Origin of the sequence: Variovorax sp. efr-133-TYG-130, assembly GCF_030208835.1 — a bacterium.
Classification (GTDB): domain Bacteria; phylum Pseudomonadota; class Gammaproteobacteria; order Burkholderiales; family Burkholderiaceae_C; genus Variovorax.
Genome location: NZ_JARVTD010000010.1, coordinates 577963 through 592619, shown reverse-complemented (window position 1 = coordinate 592619; position 14657 = coordinate 577963). Strand labels below are relative to the sequence as shown.

Sequence of the window (14657 nt, the reverse complement as noted above, 5' to 3'; positions counted from 1 at the left end):
GGGGGTGGGAGAAGCGACACGAAGTGCGCGGAGCCTGGGGGTGAGCCCAGGATCAGGGCTGATACTTCCAGGCGCCGTTCTCGATCTTCACCATCACGCGGGCGCGCTGGTCCAGGCCCAGATGGTCCTGCGCGGTCATGTTGAACACGCCGTGCGCGCCGGACACATCCTTGGTCTGCTCCAGCGCGTCGCGCAGCGCCGCACGGAACTCGGGCGTGCCGGGCTGCGCCTTCTTCAGCGCGGCCGGCACGGCCGAGCTCATCAGCAGGCCGGCGTCCCAGGCGTGCGCGCCGAAGGTCGAGACCGAGCCCTTGCCGTAGGCGGCTTCATACGCGGACACATAGGCGAGCGCGGACTTCTTCACCGGGTTGCTGGCCGGCAGCTGGTCGGCCACCAGCACCGGGCCGGCGGGCAGGAAGGTGCCTTCCACGTCCTTGCCGCCCACGCGCAGGAAGTCGGCGTTGGCCACGCCGTGGGTCTGGTACATCTTGCCGCCGTAGCCGCGTTCCTTCAGCGTCTTCTGCGGCAGCGCGGCCGGCGTGCCGGAGCCGGCCACCAGCACCGCGTCGGGCTTGGCGGCCATGATCTTCAGGGCCTGGCCGGTCACCGAGGTGTCGGTGCGGGCATAGCGCTCGTTGGCCACGACCTTGATCTTCTTCAGGTCGGCGGCCTTGGCGAATTCCTGCGACCAGCCTTCGCCGTAGGCGTCGGAGAAGCCGATGAAGGCGACGGTCTTCACGCCGTTGGCGGCCATGTGCTCGGCGATGGCCAGGGACATCATGATGTCGTTCTGCGGCGTCTTGAACACCCACTTCTTCTTGGCGTCCATCGGCTCGATGATGCGCGCCGACGCGGCCACCGAGATCATCGGCGTCTGCGCTTCGCTGGCCACGTCGATCATGGCGAGCGAGGCCGGCGTGGTGGTCGAGCCCAGGATCACGTCGACCTTGTTCTCTGCGATGAGCTTGCGCGTGTTGTTGACGGCCGCGGTGGTGTCGGAGGCGTCGTCCAGCACGATGTAGTTGATCTTCTGCCCGCCGATCGTTTTGGGCATCAGCGAGATCGTGTTCTTCTCGGGGATGCCCAGCGATGCTGCCGGGCCGGTGGCCGAGATGGTGACGCCGACATTGACGTCGGCCCACGAGGCGGCGGCGGTGGCGCACAGCGCTGCGATCAGCAGGGGCTTGAAGAATTTCATTTGGACTTGTCTCCGGGTTGAAAAATTGTTGAGGACTGAAGTATCTATCACCGCTCGTCGAAGGAGAGCGTGACGCATTCGGTGAGGGGGTGCGCCTGGCAGGTCAGCACGAAACCCGCGGCCACCTCATTCTTGTCGAGAGCGAAGTTGCGCTCCATTCGGACTTCCCCGTCCACCAGCTTGGCGCGGCATGTGCCGCACACGCCCGACGTGCAGGAGAACGGCACTTCCAGCCCCGCCGCCGAAGCCGCGTCGAGGATGCTGGGCTGGCCTTCGGTGAAGGTGATCTCGCGCTGCAGGCCGTCGCGCACGATGGTGATGCGCGACCGCTTGGCGTCGCCCGGCTGGGCCTCGTGCACCACCGCGCCCACCTGCGTGGCCGAGGGCAGCGCCACGCCGAAGCGCTCGATGTGGATGCGCTCCTCGGGCACGCCTGCCGCGAGCAGCGCGGCCTCGGCCTCGTCGTTCATCTGGAACGGGCCGCACACGTACACATGGTCGATCTGCGCGGCAGGCACCACGCTGTGCAGGAATTCGCCGATCTTCTCGCGGTTCATCACGCCGAAGCCCAGGGGCGAATCGGTGTGCTCGTCGGAGAACACGTGCTGCAGCACCAGCCGGGTCATGTAGCGATTCTTCAGGTCCTCGATTTCTTCCTTGAACATCGTGGACTGCAGCTGGCGGTTGCCGTAGATCAGCGTGAAGCGGCTCGCGGGCTCGCGCGCCAGCACCGTCTTCATGATCGACAGGATCGGCGTGATGCCGCTGCCGCCCGCGATGCCGACGTGGTGCCGCGCGGAGGCCGGCTCGATGGGCACGAAGAAGCGGCCCTGCGGCGCCATCACCTGCAGGGTGTCGCCCGGCTGCAGGCTGGCGTTGATCCAGTTGGAGAACACGCCGCCGCGCACCTTGCGCACGCCCACGCGCAGTTCGCCGTCATCGAGCCCGGCGCAGATCGAATAGGAGCGGCGCAGGTCCTGGCCGTCGATGTCCTTGCGAAGCGTGAGGTACTGGCCTTGCGTGAAGCCGAACACTTCCTGCAGGTCGGTGGGGACTTCGAAGGAGACGATGACGGCCTCGGCCGTGTCGGGCTCGATGGCCTTCACGCGCAGGGGATGGAAGAGGGTGCTCATCGCGAGGGTGCTTTTCTAGATCGGCTTGAAGTGTTCGAACGGCTCCTTGCACGCCATGCAGCGGTACAGGGCCTTGCAGGCGGTGGAGCCGAATGCGGAGAGGCGCTCGGTGCGCTCGCTCGCGCAGCGCGGGCAGGCGATGCGCTCGCCGGCGATGCGGCCGAAGAGCTTGATCGGCATGGCGGTGTTGGCCGCGGCTTCCGGGGTGAGGTGGGCGGGCGGCGCGATGCCGTAGGCCTTGAGCTTGGCGCGGCCTTCCTCGCTGATCCAGTCGCTCGTCCATGCGGGCGCGCGGCGCAGCGTGGCGCGTGCGCGGCCCAGGCCAGCCTGCTCGACGGCGGCCAGCACGTCGTGCTCGATGGCTTCGGTGGCGGGGCAGCCGGAGTAGGTGGGCGTGAGCACGATCTCCAGGCCGTCTTCGTGCGCGATCACCTCGCGCACGATGCCCAGGTCGCAGACCGACACGGCCGGCACCTCGGGATCGGGCACCGTGTGGAGCACGGCCCACGCCGCATCGACGCGCGACGCCAGCGCGGTCATCACCACACGCCTCCGGGGAAGCTGCGCTGCAGGTGCTGCATCTCGGCCAGGATGTAGCCCATGTGCTCGCTGTGCACGCCCTGCTTGCCGGTGCTGCGGAACGCGGCTTCCTTGGGCATGGCGAGGCCGGCGGCGTCCAGCACCTGTTGCATGTCGGCGAGCCAGGGCTCGCGCAGTTCGCTCCAGGCCGGGCCGAGGCCGCTGGCGCTGGCTTCGGCATCCACGGCGTCGCTCTCGAACAGCTCGGGCACGTAGAGCCAGAGCTGCTTCAGCGCTTTCTCCGTGCGGCGGCGCGATTCTTCCGTGCCGTCGCCCAGGCGCACGACCCAGTCGCCCGAGTGCTGCTGGTGGTAGCGCGCTTCCTTCACCGCCTTGCCGGCGATGGCGGCCACCTCGGCGTCGCTCGATGCGGCCAGGCGCTGCCACAGCAGCTTGAGCAGCGTCGACACCATGGTGTTGCGCACCACGGCAAAGGCGAAGTCGCCGCGCGGCAGCTCGGCGATGGTGAGGTTGAAGTAGTCGCGCTCCTCGCGCAGGTAGGCGAGCTGGTCTTCGTCATGCTCGCGGCCGGCGCCTTCCAGCTTGCCGGCGTGGGTGAGCAGCGCCCGGGCCTGGCCGACGAGGTCGAGCGCGATGTTGGCCATCGCGATGTCTTCTTCCAGCACGGGCGCGTGGCCGCACCACTCGCCCAGGCGCTGTGCCAGCACGAGGCAGGTGTCGCCGATGCGCAGCAGGTATTGCACGGCGGGCGTGCGGTTCAGTTCGATCGATGCTTGCATGGTCCTGGCCCTGCTCACATGTGGTCGACCGACTTGGGCAGCGCGTAGAAGGTCGGGTGGCGGTAGACCTTGTCTTCCGCCGGGTCGAAGAACATGTCCTTGTCGCCCGGGTCGCTGGCCACGATCTGCTCTGAGCGCACCACCCAGATGCTGCTGCCTTCCTGGCGGCGGGTGTACACGTCGCGCGCCATCTGGATCGCCATCTTCGAATCGGCCGCGTGCAGGCTGCCGCAGTGCTTGTGGTCGAGGCCGGCCTTGCTGCGCACGAACACTTCCCACAGGGGCCACTCTTGTTTCTTTTCGACGGTCATGCCGCCTCCTTCATCGGTTGCTTGTTGGCATGGGCCATCGCGGCTTCGCGCACCCATGCGCCTTCTTCCCAGGCGTCGACGCGGGCCTGCAGCCGCTCGCGGTTGCAGGGGCCGTCGCCGCCGATCACGCGCCAGAACTCGCTCCAGTCGATGGCGCCGAAGTCGTGCGCCTGGCGCTCCTCGTTCCACTTCAGGTCGGGGTCGGGCAGGGTCACGCCGAGGATGCGCGCCTGCTCCACCGTGGCGTCGACGAACTTCTGGCGCAGCTCGTCGTTGCTGAAGCGCTTGATGCCCCAGCGCATCGACTGCGCGCTGTTGGGCGACTGGTCGTCCGGCGGGCCGAACATCATGATCGAGGGCCACCACCAGCGGTTGACCGCGTCCTGCACCATGGCCTTCTGCGCGTCGGTGCCGTGGGTCATCATGGTGAGCAGGGCTTCATAGCCCTGGCGCTGGTGGAAGCTTTCCTCGCGGCAGATGCGGATCATGGCGCGCGCATAAGGCGCATACGAGCAGCGGCAGATCGGCACCTGGTTCATGATGGCGGCGCCATCGACCAGCCAGCCGATGGTGCCCATGTCGGCCCAGGTGAGCGTGGGGTAGTTGAAGATGGAGCTGTACTTGGCCTTGCCGCTGTGCAGCGCGTCGAACATCTGGTCGCGCGAGGTGCCCAGCGTCTCCGCTGCGGCATACAGGTAGAGGCCGTGGCCGCCTTCGTCCTGCACCTTGGCCAGCAGGATGGCCTTGCGCTTGAGCGTGGGCGCGCGGCTGATCCAGTTGCCCTCGGGCAGCATGCCGACGATTTCCGAGTGCGCATGCTGGCTGATCTGCCGCACCAGCGTCTTGCGGTAGTGCTCGGGCATCCAGTCTTTCGCCTCGATGAAGTCGCCGGCGTCGATGTGGGCGTCGAAGCGCTCCTCGAGCCGCATCTCTTCGGCGGAGCGCACGGCCTTCTGCTTGCCGTCGCCTGCGTCCTTGCCCATGGTGTCCATTGCCTGGGTGTACATGTGCGTGTCCTTTGGAAAGAGGGTTGAAGCGGCGCGCGCTCAGCGCGGCCGGGTGTCGAACACGCGTCGGGCCTTGCCGGTCTGCGTGCGTTCGATGGAGTCGGGGTCGAACACGCGCACCGTGGTCGAGATGCCGACCAGCGTCTTCACGCGGTCCTGCACCCAGCTCGCGATGGCCTTGCGTTCGCTCTCGTCGATGCTCGTGCGCGGCTGCAGCTCGCAGTGCACCTCGACCTCGTCGAGCAGCCCGTCGCGGCGCACGTGCACCTGGTAGAGGCCCGACAGGCGCTCGTGCGCGAGCACGATCTCCTCCACCTGCGTGGGAAAGACGTTGACGCCGCGGATGATCATCATGTCGTCGCTGCGCCCGACGATCTTGCCCATGCGGCGGAACGCGCGCGAGGTGGGCGGCAGCAGCCGCGTGAGGTCGCGCGTGCGGTAGCGCACGATGGGCATGGCCTCCTTGCTCAGCGAGGTGAAGACCAGTTCGCCTTCTTCGCCGTCGGCCTTCAGCTCGCCGGTCTCGGGGTCGATGATCTCGGGGTAGAAGTGGTCTTCCCAGATCACGGGGCCGTCCTTGCTCTCCACGCATTCGCTGGCCACGCCCGGGCCCATCACTTCGCTGAGGCCGTAGATGTCCACCGCGTCGATGCCGGCCTTGGCCTCGATGTCGCGGCGCATGGCTTCGGTCCAGGGCTCGGCGCCGAAGATGCCAATCTTCAGCGAGCTGTCTTTCGCGTCGAGGCCCTGGCGCTCGAACTGCTCGATGATCACCTGCATGTAGCTGGGCGTGACCATGATGATGTCGGGCTTGAAGTCCTGGATGAGCTGCACCTGCTTCTCGGTCTGGCCGCCCGACATCGGGATGACGGTGCAGCCCGCGCGCTCGGCGCCGTAGTGCGCGCCCAGGCCGCCGGTGAACAGGCCGTAGCCGTAGGACACGTGGATCATGTCGCCGGCACGCCCGCCGGCCGCGCGGATCGAGCGCGCGACCAGGTCTGCCCAGGTGTCGATGTCGTTCTTCGTGTAGCCCACCACGGTCGGCTTGCCGGTGGTGCCCGACGATGCATGGATGCGCGCCACCTGCGTGCGCGGCACGGCGAACATGCCGAAGGGGTAGTTGTCGCGCAGGTCGCTCTTCACCGTGAACGGGAACTTCGACAGGTCGGCCAGCGACTTCAGGTCGCCCGGGTGCACGCCCTTGGCGTCGAAAGCCTTGCGGTAGTGCGGCACGTTGTCGTACGCGCGCTGCAGCGTGGCGCGCAGGCGGGTGAGCTGCAGTGCCGCGATCTCGTCGCGGCTGGCGGTTTCGATGGGGTCGAGTTCGCCGGGGGCGGGGTGTCTGGCTGTCATGGTCTGGATGTCTCCTCAGGCAGCGACGGCGGGGCGGCCCTTGGCCGTGTACGAGCGGCCGCGGAACATCGCGATGCGCTCGCCGCGCTGGTTGGTGATTTCGGTGTCGTACACGCCGGTGCGGCCGGCCTTCGACACTTCATGGCAGCGCGCGGTGAGCAGGTCGCCCTCGCGCGCCGGGGCGATGAAGTCGATGGAAAAGCCCGAGGCCACGGTCAGCTCGTTGTACGAGTTGCAGGCGAAGGCGAAGGTGGAGTCGGCCAGCGTGGCCATGAAGCCGCCGTGGCAGGTGGCGTGGCCGTTGAGCATTTCGGAGCGCACGCGCATCTCGATCGTGGCCTGGCCGGGGCCGACCTCGACGATGCGCATGCCCAGGCCCTTGGTGGCGTTGTCGTTGGCGAACATGCCGTCGCGGACGTATTCGGCCGTCTGCTGCGGCGTGCGTTGTGTGTCGGTCATGCTCAGCGGTCCTTGAAGACGGGCGCGCGCTTGGCGCGGAAGGCCGCGACGCCTTCGCGGTAGTCGTCGGCGTTGCCCAGGTCGCGCTGGACGCGGGCTTCTTCGGCGAGGGCGGTGTCCAGGTCCATGTCCTGCGCGGCGGCCATGGCCCGGCGGGTGGCGACGAGGGCGCGGGTGGGCATGCCCGCCAGCTTCGTGGCGAGCGTGGCGGCTGTTTCGGCCAGGGCCGCGTCGTCCACGCACTGCCAGATCAGGCCGATGCGCGCGGCTTCCTCGGCGGGCAGCTTGTCGCCGAGCATCGCGATGCCCAGCGCGCGCGCCGAGCCGACGAGACGCGGCAGCAGCCAGGTGCCGCCTGTGTCGGGCACGAGGCCGATCTTGGTGAAGGCCTGGATGAAGCTGGCCGAGCGGCCGGCCACCACGAGGTCGCAGCACAGCGCCAGGTTGGCGCCCGCGCCGGCGGCCACGCCGTTGACGGCGGCAACCACCGGCACCGGCATCGAGCGCAGGCGCGCGACGAGCGGGGCGTAGTAGCTGGAGATGACGTGGCCCAGGTCCTTGGGCGCGGCACCGGGCGTGGGGTCGGGCGCGACCGACGGGTCGGCCAGGTCTTGCCCCGCGCAGAAGGCGCGGCCGGCGCCGGTGAGCACCACGCAGCGCACGCCCTCGTCGTTCGCCGCCGCTTCGAGGGCGGCCATCAGTTCGGCATGCAGCCCGGTGGTGAAGCTGTTGAGCGCCGCGGGGCGGTTCAGGCTCAGCGTGCGCACCGCGCCCGCGTTGCTGATGAGTACCAAAGGCTCAGTCATTGCGTGTCTCTTTCGTCCTTCCTGGGAGGCGGCCTGGCGTGCAAACACTATTGACCGACCGTTCGGTTGATTTTAGGATCGACCTCGATTCCGACACAAGCGGGGTCGCTTCAGGGCAAACCCTGAGACCCCAAGACAAAGGAGACCGAATGCCCAGCTATTCCATCGACGGCGTGATCCCGGTCGTCGATCCGAGCGCCTACGTGCACCCCACGGCCGTGCTGATCGGCGACGTGATCGTCGGCCCCAACTGCTATGTGGGCCCCTGCGCCAGCCTGCGCGGCGACTTCGGCCGCATCGTGCTGGAGGAGGGCTCGAACGTGCAGGACCATTGCTGCGTGCACGGCTTTCCCGACAACGACACGGTGATCGAGGCCAACGGCCACATCGGCCACGGCGCGATCCTGCACAGTTGCATCGTGCGGCGCGACGCGCTGGTGGGCATGAACGCGGTGGTCATGGACGAGGCCGAGATCGGCGAGAAAGCCATCGTCGCGGCCTGCGCCTTCGTGCCGGCCGGCATGAAGGTGCCGGCGCGCTCGCTGGTGGCGGGCATCCCGGCCAAGGTGAAGCGCGAGCTGACCGAGGACGAGATCGCCTGGAAGCTGGAAGGCACGCAGACCTACCAGGCCCTCACGGTGCGCAGCCTCGCCAGCCTTCACGAGGTGGCGCCGCTCGCCCGGGTGGAGCAGGGCAGGCCGCGCCTGCCGGCCACCGACGTGCGCTCGCTCATCGCGACCAGGCGCGGCTGATCTCGATTGCGCTTCGTGCAAGATCGCGCGTTGTTCCAACAGCCCAACCCAGGAAACCGACCCGATGCCGCGTGGAAGATCCGCCACCTACGACGACCAGCGTGAACTGATCCTCGCGCAGGCCGCGCAACTGTTCGCGCGCAGCGGCTACCCCGCCACCTCGATGAACCAGGTGGCAGAGGCCTGCGGCCTATCGAAGGCCACGCTCTACCACTACTACAAGGACAAGAGCAGCCTGCTGATCAGCATCGCCGAGACGCACGTGTCCAAGCTCGCGGCCCTGGTGGCCGAGGAAGAGGCCTCGACGCAGACCGACGAAGAGCGCCTGCGCCGCTTCATCTACCGCATCGTCGAGGAATACGCCGGCGCGCAGGACGCGCACCGCGTGCTGACCGACGACGTGCGCTTTCTCGAAGAGGCCGACCGCGAGCGCGTGCTCGACAAGGAGCGCGAGGTGGTCGCGGGCTTTGCGCGCGCAGTCTCGGCACTGCGCCCCGGCGCGCCGAGCGACGACCTCGCCAAGCCGCTGACCATGCTGCTGTTCGGCATGATCAACTGGATGTTCACCTGGATGAAGCCCGACGGCCGGCTCGACCACGCGGCCATTGCGCCGATCGTGGCCGATCTGTTCCTGGGCGGCATCGGGGCGGTGAAGTCGCCCCAGGTGCCCGCCGGCTCTAAAGAATCCGGTTGAACCAGAGCAGCGACAGCCCCGCCGACAGCAGCGTCAGCACCGCCGCACCGAGCGCGAACAGCGCCGAGATCTCGGTTTCCTTCTTCTCCACGGTGAGCTTGGTGCTCAGCGTCTCGTAGACCTTCTTCAGGTCGCTCGCCGTGCCGGCGTAGAAGTACTCGGCATTGGTTTTCTGCGCGATGGCCTTGAGCGTGTCCTCGTCGAGGCGCACGCGCATCGACCAGCCCTCGAAGCCGATGGTCTCGCCGTCGACCGTGCCCACGCCCACGGTGTAGATGCGCACGCCGCGGTCGGCCGCTGCCTTGGCGGCGTCGAGCGGATCGACGCCGGTGGTGCGCTGGCCGTCGGTCAGCATGATGATCGCGGCCGATGTGAACGAGCCGGGCGCCACGGGTGTGAAGTCCTTGAGCTTCTTCTCCGACGAGTCGATGGCCGCGCCGCGCTGGCGGCTCGGCGCGCTGAACTGCTCCACGTCCAAGCCGGCGTCGGGGAACAGCGTGGCCAGCGACACCACGATGGCATTGCCGGTGGCCGTGGCGCGCTGCAGCTGGAAGCTGTCGATGGCGGTCACCAGGTCTTCATGGTTGGTGGTCGGCAGCTGTGCCACCTGCGCGCTGCCGGCGAAGGCCACCACGCCCACCTTCACGCTGCGCGGCAGGTCCTTGATGAAGCTCTTGGCCGCCTCCTGCGCTGCCACCAGCCGGTTGGGCAGCACGTCGGCCGCGCGCATGCTGCCCGACACGTCCATCGCGAGGATGATGGTCTGCTGGTTCGACGGCAGCACCACCACCGCCATCGGCCGGGCCGCGGCGATCAGCATCGCGGCCATGGCCAGCAGGAACAGCGCGGGCGGAATGTGGCGGCGCATCGTCTGGCCCGCGCCCATGGCCTCGCGCACGATCGACAGGCTGGCGTAGCGCACCGCCAGCTTCTTCTTGCGGCGTATCAGCCAGACGTAGAGCAGCACCAGCAGCGGCAGCGCCGCCAGCAGCCAGAGGAATTGAGGCCAGAGAAAAGTCATGCTGCCACCGCCTTCATGCCTGCGAGGCCGATGCGCGTGCGGCGCTTGCGCATATCGGCGAAACGGACGATGGCTTCCACCAGGTCGTCGCTGGTCGAGAGTTCGAGCGCGTCGACGCCGGCCTTGGCCAGCGCGCCGCGCAAGGCGGCTTCGCGCTCGGCCGCGATGCGGGCGAAGCGCTTGCGAAAGCCCGCGTCGTGGGTGTCGACCCAGAGCTGCTCGCCCGTCTCGGCGTCGCGCAGCGGCACCAGGCCCAGGTCCGGCAGCTCGAGTTCGAGCGGGTCGAACAGGCGCACGGCAACCACTTCATGGCGCTGTGCCAGCTGGCCGAGCGGGCGTTCCCAGCCGGGCTCGCTCAGGAAGTCGGACACCACGAACACGGTGGAGCGGCGCGGCATCAGCGTGGCGGCCGACTTGAGCAGGGTGTCCAGCCGCGTCATCCCCTTCTGCCGGGGCGTGTGCTCCGCCTTGTCGGCGCGCTTGTCCATCGCATGCAGCAGGTGCAGCACATGGCGGCGCCCACTGCGCGGCGGAATCACCGCTTCGAGGTCGCTGCCGTAGACCAGCGCGCCGACCCTGTTGCCGTGCCGGGTGAGCAGCCGCGCGAGCACGCCGACGAAGCCGGCCGAGATCTCGCGCTTGGCCTTCAGGCCCGAGCCGAAGTCGACCGAGCGGCTCAGGTCGAGCACGAACCACGCGGTCATCTCGCGGTCTTCGGTGAACACGCGCACATGCGGCGTCTGCAGCCGCGCGGTGACGTTCCAGTCGATGTGGCGAACGTCGTCGTGGTGCTGGTACTCGCGTAGGTCGGCCAGGTCGAGCCCGGCCCCGCGCATCAGCGTGCGGTAGTCGCCCTGCAGCAGGCCGTCGAGGCGGCGGATCACCGTCCACTCGAGCCGGCGCAGCGCGCGTTCAGCGCCGCCGGTTTCAGCGGCGAGCCGTTCGTCGTTCGCGGCCGCGGGGGCCTTACGCCACCAGCTTTTCATGTTCGAGCGGCTTGGGTGGAGCGGGGACCGCGCGCATGATCTTGTCGACCAGCCCATCGGGCGTCAGGCCTTCGGACAGGCCTTCGTAGGACAGTGTCACGCGGTGGCGCAGCACGTCGGGCACCAGCGCGGTCATGTCCTCGGGCAGCGCGTAGCTGCGGCCGCGCAGCAGCGCCAGGGCGCGCGCGCCTTCGGTCAGGCTGATGCTGGCGCGCGGGCTGGCGCCGAAGGTGATGAAGCGGCGCAGGTCCTTCAGGCCGTGCTTCTCGGGCGTGCGCGTGGCCGACACCAGCTTCACCGCGTACTGGATCAGCGAAGGGTCGACGTACACGCGCCGCGCCTCGGCCTGCAGCTCGGCCAGCTGCTCGGTGGTGGCGACGGGCGTGGCCGCCACGGGCGCGCCGATCACGCGCTGGACGATGACGAATTCTTCCTCGTCGCTCGGGTAGTCGACCATGACCTTCATCATGAAGCGATCGACCTGCGCCTCGGGCAGCGCGTAGGTGCCTTCGGTCTCGATAGGGTTCTGCGTGGCCATCACCAGGAACGGTCGCGGCACCTTGTGGGTTTCGCCGGCGATGGTCACCTGCCGCTCCTGCATCACTTCGAGCAGCGCGCTCTGCACCTTGGCCGGCGCGCGGTTGATTTCGTCGGCCAGCAGCAGGTTGGCGAACACCGGGCCCAGCGAGGTGCTGAATTCGCCGGTCTTCTGGTTGTAGATGCGCGTGCCCACCAGGTCGGCCGGCACCAGGTCGGGCGTGAACTGGATGCGCTTGAACTGGCCGCGCACGGTGTCGGCCAGCGTCTTGATGGTGAGCGTCTTCGCGAGGCCCGGCACGCCTTCCACCAGCAGGTGCCCGCCCGCGAGCATGGCGACCATGACGCGCTCCAGGAAGCGGTCCTGCCCGACGACCACGCGCTTCACCTCGTAGAGGATCTGCTCCATCAGTTCGGCGGTGCCGGCGGGCGTGGGGGCGGCTGTCTCTGTGCTCATGCGAAGGGCTTTCGAAGAAGTAGAGGCTGGGTCTGGGTAGAAGATCGATCAGAACGGCGGCGAACCGGCGGCCGAGGCGGCGTTCTCGATGGGCACCGCGAAGCCGATGCCGATGAAGGTGCGCTGCTGCGTCGGGTTCAGGATGGCGGTGACGATGCCGAGCACCTCGCCGTCCATGTTGATGAGCGGGCCGCCCGAATTGCCGGGGTTGGCGGCGGCGTCGAACTGGATCAGGTTGCCCAGCTCCTGCTTGCCCTCGGGCGAGCGGAAAGAGCGCTTGAGCCCCGACACCACGCCGGCCGACACCGAAGGCCCGATGCCGAACGGGAAGCCCACCGCGGCCACCTGGTCGCCGGAGCGCAGGTCGGCGGTGGAGCGCATGGTGGCGGGAATCAGGTCGTCGGGCACCTTCTGCGCCTGCAGCACCGCGAGGTCGTTCTCGGGCTGCACGCCGGTGATGGTGGCCACGGCTTCCAGGCCGTCGAAGAAGGTGACCTTGATCTTGTCGGCGCCCGCGACCACGTGCAGGTTGGTGAGGATGACGCCCTTGTCGACGATCACCACGCCGGTGCCCACGCCGCGCTCGACCTCGCCCGACGGGCCGCCGTCGTTGGGTGCTTCCGGCGGCTTGCCCTTGGCCATGTTGCGCCCGCGCTTCTGGACCTTGGCTTCCGGCGTGTTCTTCTCCTCGCCGTAGCTCACCACCCGCACCACCGAAGGCCGGATGATGTCGGCCGCCTTGGCGGCGGGCGAGGGCAGGGTGTTGGTCTGCAGCGTGCGCAGCACGGCCGCGTCGATGTCTTTCTGGGTGAGCGCCTTGCCGCCGGGCCGGGGCGCCCACAGCGCGGTGCCGGTGACGAGGGCGGCGCACAGCACGATGAGCAGCGCGAAGCTGCGGCGCCCTGGCTGCCAGCCCGTCCTGGGGGGCTCGGAGGCGACAGGCGGCGGTGCGGCGCCGTCCGCTTCGGACGATGCCGATGCATCCGCCCGATCGGCCGCATCGTCTGCGGCCGGTGGCAGCGTGCGGGGCGATCGGCTGTAGAAAGCAGGCCTGCGCATCGGAGCACCTCCGGCAAAAAATATCGCGTGAAGGAGTTCACAGTAGCACGCTTTCCGAGCCTGCGCATCCCTTCGGGCATCATCGCGCGATGGCTACCTTCATCGATACCCACTGCCACCTGGACGCGCACGAATTCGGTGCCGAGATGCCCGCCATCCGCGCCCGCGCGGCCGAACGCGGCGTGGCCATGTGCGTCATCCCCGCGGTGGCCGCCTTCAATTTCCAGGCCGTGCGGGAGCTGGCCCACCTGCAGGGCGACGCCTATGCGCTGGGCATCCATCCGCTGTGCACCGGCCAGGCCGCCGACGCCGACCTGGAGGCGCTGGACGCCGAACTGACCGCGCGGCGCGACGACCCCCGGCTGGTGGCGGTCGGCGAAATCGGGCTGGACTATTTCGTCGAAGGCCTGGACGGCGACAGGCAGGAGCGGTTTTTTCACACTCAGTTGCAACTGGCACGCAAGCACGGGTTACCCATCCTCATCCATGTCCGGCGTTCGGTCGACAAGGTGCTCAAGCATCTGCGGCAGACGGCGGGCGGCAAGCCGTGGCTGGGCATTGCCCATGCGTTCAACGGCAGCGAGCAGCAGGCCGAGGCGTGCATCGCCCTCGGGCTGAAGCTGGGCTTCGGCGGGGCCGTGACATTCGAGCGCGCCCTCCAGCTGCGTCGGCTGGCGGCAAGCCTGCCGATGGAGTCGATCGTAATGGAGACCGATGCGCCCGACATACAGCCTCACTGGCTCTACCGCACGCAGGCCCAGCGCGACGCCGGCCAGGCGCAGGGCCGCAACGAGCCCGGCGAGCTGCCGCGCATCGCGGAAGTGGTGGCCGGGTTGAGGGGCATCGGCATCGAGGAACTGGCCGCAGCCACCACTCGCAATGCACTCGAAGTGCTTCCGCGGCTACAGATTCTCATGGCCATGTCGGAACGCGCGCCCCACATCGCGTAGGCCAATGTCCCGACCTGCATCCGTGTATGCAGAGGTTGCAAATTTGCTGTCATCCTTTGGGTTCGCTAGCTCGTTGCTAGACCAGTGGCAAGTCAGTCACTGCTAAAAACTTCATCCAACAAGGAGCCTTTTCATGACCACGTCTTTCATTCGCACGATGCCCGTTGTCCTCGCGCTGGCGCTCGCCTCCATCGGCGTGTCGGCTGTGGCTCAGACCACGGCACCCGCCACCGCCACGCCGGCCACCGCCCAGCCGAGCACCACCGAGAAGGTGAAGGAAGCCGGCAAGGACGCTGTGAACGCCACCGAGCGCGGAGCGGAAAAGGCCTACGACGCCACCAAGCGCACGACCAAGAAGGCCGTGAACGCCACCGAAAATGGCACCAAGAAGGCATGGAACGCCACCAAGCGCACCACCAAGAAGGCCACCAACGCCACCAAGAACGCCGCCGCCAAGACGGGCGAAGTCGTCGAGAACGCCGGCCACAAGACGGCCGACGGCATGCGCTCCACCGGCAAGGCCATCGGCGAGAAGATCCCCGGCACGGCCGAGAACGAAGCCGCCAAGAAGTAAGCAAGCCCGGACCTGTTCCGGCATTCGCCAAAAAAACCCGC

At 68.3% G+C, this 14657-nt stretch carries 17 protein-coding genes; 4 read left to right on the top strand and 13 right to left on the bottom strand.

Annotation, left to right across the window (positions count from 1 at the left end):
* Positions 1 to 52: 52 nt before the first annotated feature.
* From QRN67_RS14195 to QRN67_RS14155, 9 genes are read right to left on the bottom strand one after another with little or no spacing between them, the layout of a single operon-like run.
* Complete coding sequence (locus QRN67_RS14195; RefSeq protein ID WP_081265687.1) at positions 53 to 1198, bottom strand: ABC transporter substrate-binding protein; 1146 nt, start codon at positions 1196 to 1198, stop codon at positions 53 to 55.
* Between the two features lie 47 nt (positions 1199 to 1245).
* On the bottom strand, positions 1246 to 2331 hold the full coding sequence (gene paaE, locus QRN67_RS14190) for a 1,2-phenylacetyl-CoA epoxidase subunit PaaE (RefSeq protein ID WP_285412253.1): 1086 nt from the start codon (positions 2329 to 2331) through the stop codon (positions 1246 to 1248).
* A 15-nt stretch (positions 2332 to 2346) separates the two neighbouring features.
* The gene (paaD, locus tag QRN67_RS14185) at positions 2347 to 2871 is read right to left on the bottom strand and encodes a 1,2-phenylacetyl-CoA epoxidase subunit PaaD (RefSeq protein WP_285412252.1); all 525 of its coding nucleotides are present in this window, start codon (positions 2869 to 2871) and stop codon (positions 2347 to 2349) included.
* Positions 2871 to 3650 carry a 1,2-phenylacetyl-CoA epoxidase subunit PaaC gene (paaC, locus tag QRN67_RS14180; RefSeq protein ID WP_285412250.1) on the bottom strand — a complete coding sequence of 260 codons (780 nt, stop codon included), beginning with the start codon at positions 3648 to 3650 and terminating at the stop codon, positions 2871 to 2873. Before paaC ends, paaD begins: the two co-directional genes overlap by 1 nt.
* 14 nt (positions 3651 to 3664) lie before the next feature.
* Positions 3665 to 3961: a 1,2-phenylacetyl-CoA epoxidase subunit PaaB gene (gene paaB, locus QRN67_RS14175; protein WP_285412248.1), complete on the bottom strand. Its 297-nt coding sequence runs from the start codon at positions 3959 to 3961 to the stop codon at positions 3665 to 3667.
* Positions 3958 to 4968, bottom strand: a complete 1011-nt coding sequence (gene paaA, locus QRN67_RS14170) for a 1,2-phenylacetyl-CoA epoxidase subunit PaaA (RefSeq protein WP_081265692.1) — start codon at positions 4966 to 4968, stop codon at positions 3958 to 3960. Before paaA ends, paaB begins: the two co-directional genes overlap by 4 nt.
* A gap of 39 nt (positions 4969 to 5007) precedes the next feature.
* Positions 5008 to 6321, bottom strand: coding sequence for a phenylacetate--CoA ligase PaaK (gene paaK / locus QRN67_RS14165; RefSeq protein WP_106935491.1), 1314 nt, complete (start codon positions 6319 to 6321; stop codon positions 5008 to 5010).
* Between the two features lie 15 nt (positions 6322 to 6336).
* A complete protein-coding gene (paaI, locus tag QRN67_RS14160) occupies positions 6337 to 6780 on the bottom strand; it encodes a hydroxyphenylacetyl-CoA thioesterase PaaI (RefSeq protein ID WP_106935490.1) in 444 nt (147 codons plus the stop codon).
* A gap of 2 nt (positions 6781 to 6782) precedes the next feature.
* The gene (locus tag QRN67_RS14155) at positions 6783 to 7586 is read right to left on the bottom strand and encodes an enoyl-CoA hydratase-related protein (RefSeq protein ID WP_285412247.1); all 804 of its coding nucleotides are present in this window, start codon (positions 7584 to 7586) and stop codon (positions 6783 to 6785) included.
* Between the two features lie 149 nt (positions 7587 to 7735).
* On the opposite strand from QRN67_RS14155, the gene QRN67_RS14150 reads away from it, so the two are divergent.
* Together QRN67_RS14150 and QRN67_RS14145 are read left to right on the top strand one after the other, a co-directional pair.
* A complete protein-coding gene (locus QRN67_RS14150) occupies positions 7736 to 8338 on the top strand; it encodes a phenylacetic acid degradation protein PaaY (RefSeq protein ID WP_205367873.1) in 603 nt (200 codons plus the stop codon).
* 64 nt (positions 8339 to 8402) lie between these two features.
* Positions 8403 to 9032 carry a TetR/AcrR family transcriptional regulator gene (locus tag QRN67_RS14145; RefSeq protein ID WP_285412246.1) on the top strand — a complete coding sequence of 210 codons (630 nt, stop codon included), beginning with the start codon at positions 8403 to 8405 and terminating at the stop codon, positions 9030 to 9032.
* Here QRN67_RS14145 and QRN67_RS14140 read toward each other — a convergent pair.
* The 4 genes from QRN67_RS14140 to QRN67_RS14125 are packed head-to-tail and all read right to left on the bottom strand — an operon-like array spanning position 9016 to position 13092.
* Positions 9016 to 10053, bottom strand: coding sequence for a VWA domain-containing protein (locus QRN67_RS14140; RefSeq protein WP_081265702.1), 1038 nt, complete (start codon positions 10051 to 10053; stop codon positions 9016 to 9018). The genes QRN67_RS14145 and QRN67_RS14140 overlap by 17 nt on opposite strands.
* The gene (locus tag QRN67_RS14135) at positions 10050 to 11039 is read right to left on the bottom strand and encodes a DUF58 domain-containing protein (RefSeq protein WP_285412245.1); all 990 of its coding nucleotides are present in this window, start codon (positions 11037 to 11039) and stop codon (positions 10050 to 10052) included. The genes QRN67_RS14140 and QRN67_RS14135 overlap by 4 nt, the downstream gene beginning before the upstream one ends.
* Positions 11020 to 12033 carry an AAA family ATPase gene (locus QRN67_RS14130; protein ID WP_081265704.1) on the bottom strand — a complete coding sequence of 338 codons (1014 nt, stop codon included), beginning with the start codon at positions 12031 to 12033 and terminating at the stop codon, positions 11020 to 11022. Before QRN67_RS14130 ends, QRN67_RS14135 begins: the two co-directional genes overlap by 20 nt.
* Positions 12034 to 12081: 48 nt before the next feature.
* Complete coding sequence (locus QRN67_RS14125) at positions 12082 to 13092, bottom strand: S1C family serine protease (protein ID WP_285412244.1); 1011 nt, start codon at positions 13090 to 13092, stop codon at positions 12082 to 12084.
* Positions 13093 to 13181: 89 nt separating this feature from the next.
* Between QRN67_RS14125 and QRN67_RS14120 the strand changes: the two genes are divergently transcribed.
* Together QRN67_RS14120 and QRN67_RS14115 are read left to right on the top strand one after the other, a co-directional pair.
* On the top strand, positions 13182 to 14042 hold the full coding sequence (locus QRN67_RS14120; RefSeq protein WP_081265706.1) for a TatD family hydrolase: 861 nt from the start codon (positions 13182 to 13184) through the stop codon (positions 14040 to 14042).
* A 133-nt stretch (positions 14043 to 14175) separates the two neighbouring features.
* Positions 14176 to 14616 (top strand): hypothetical protein, encoded by a 441-nt coding sequence (locus tag QRN67_RS14115; RefSeq protein WP_081265707.1) that lies wholly within the window; start codon positions 14176 to 14178, stop codon positions 14614 to 14616.
* Positions 14617 to 14657: the final 41 nt, after the last annotated feature.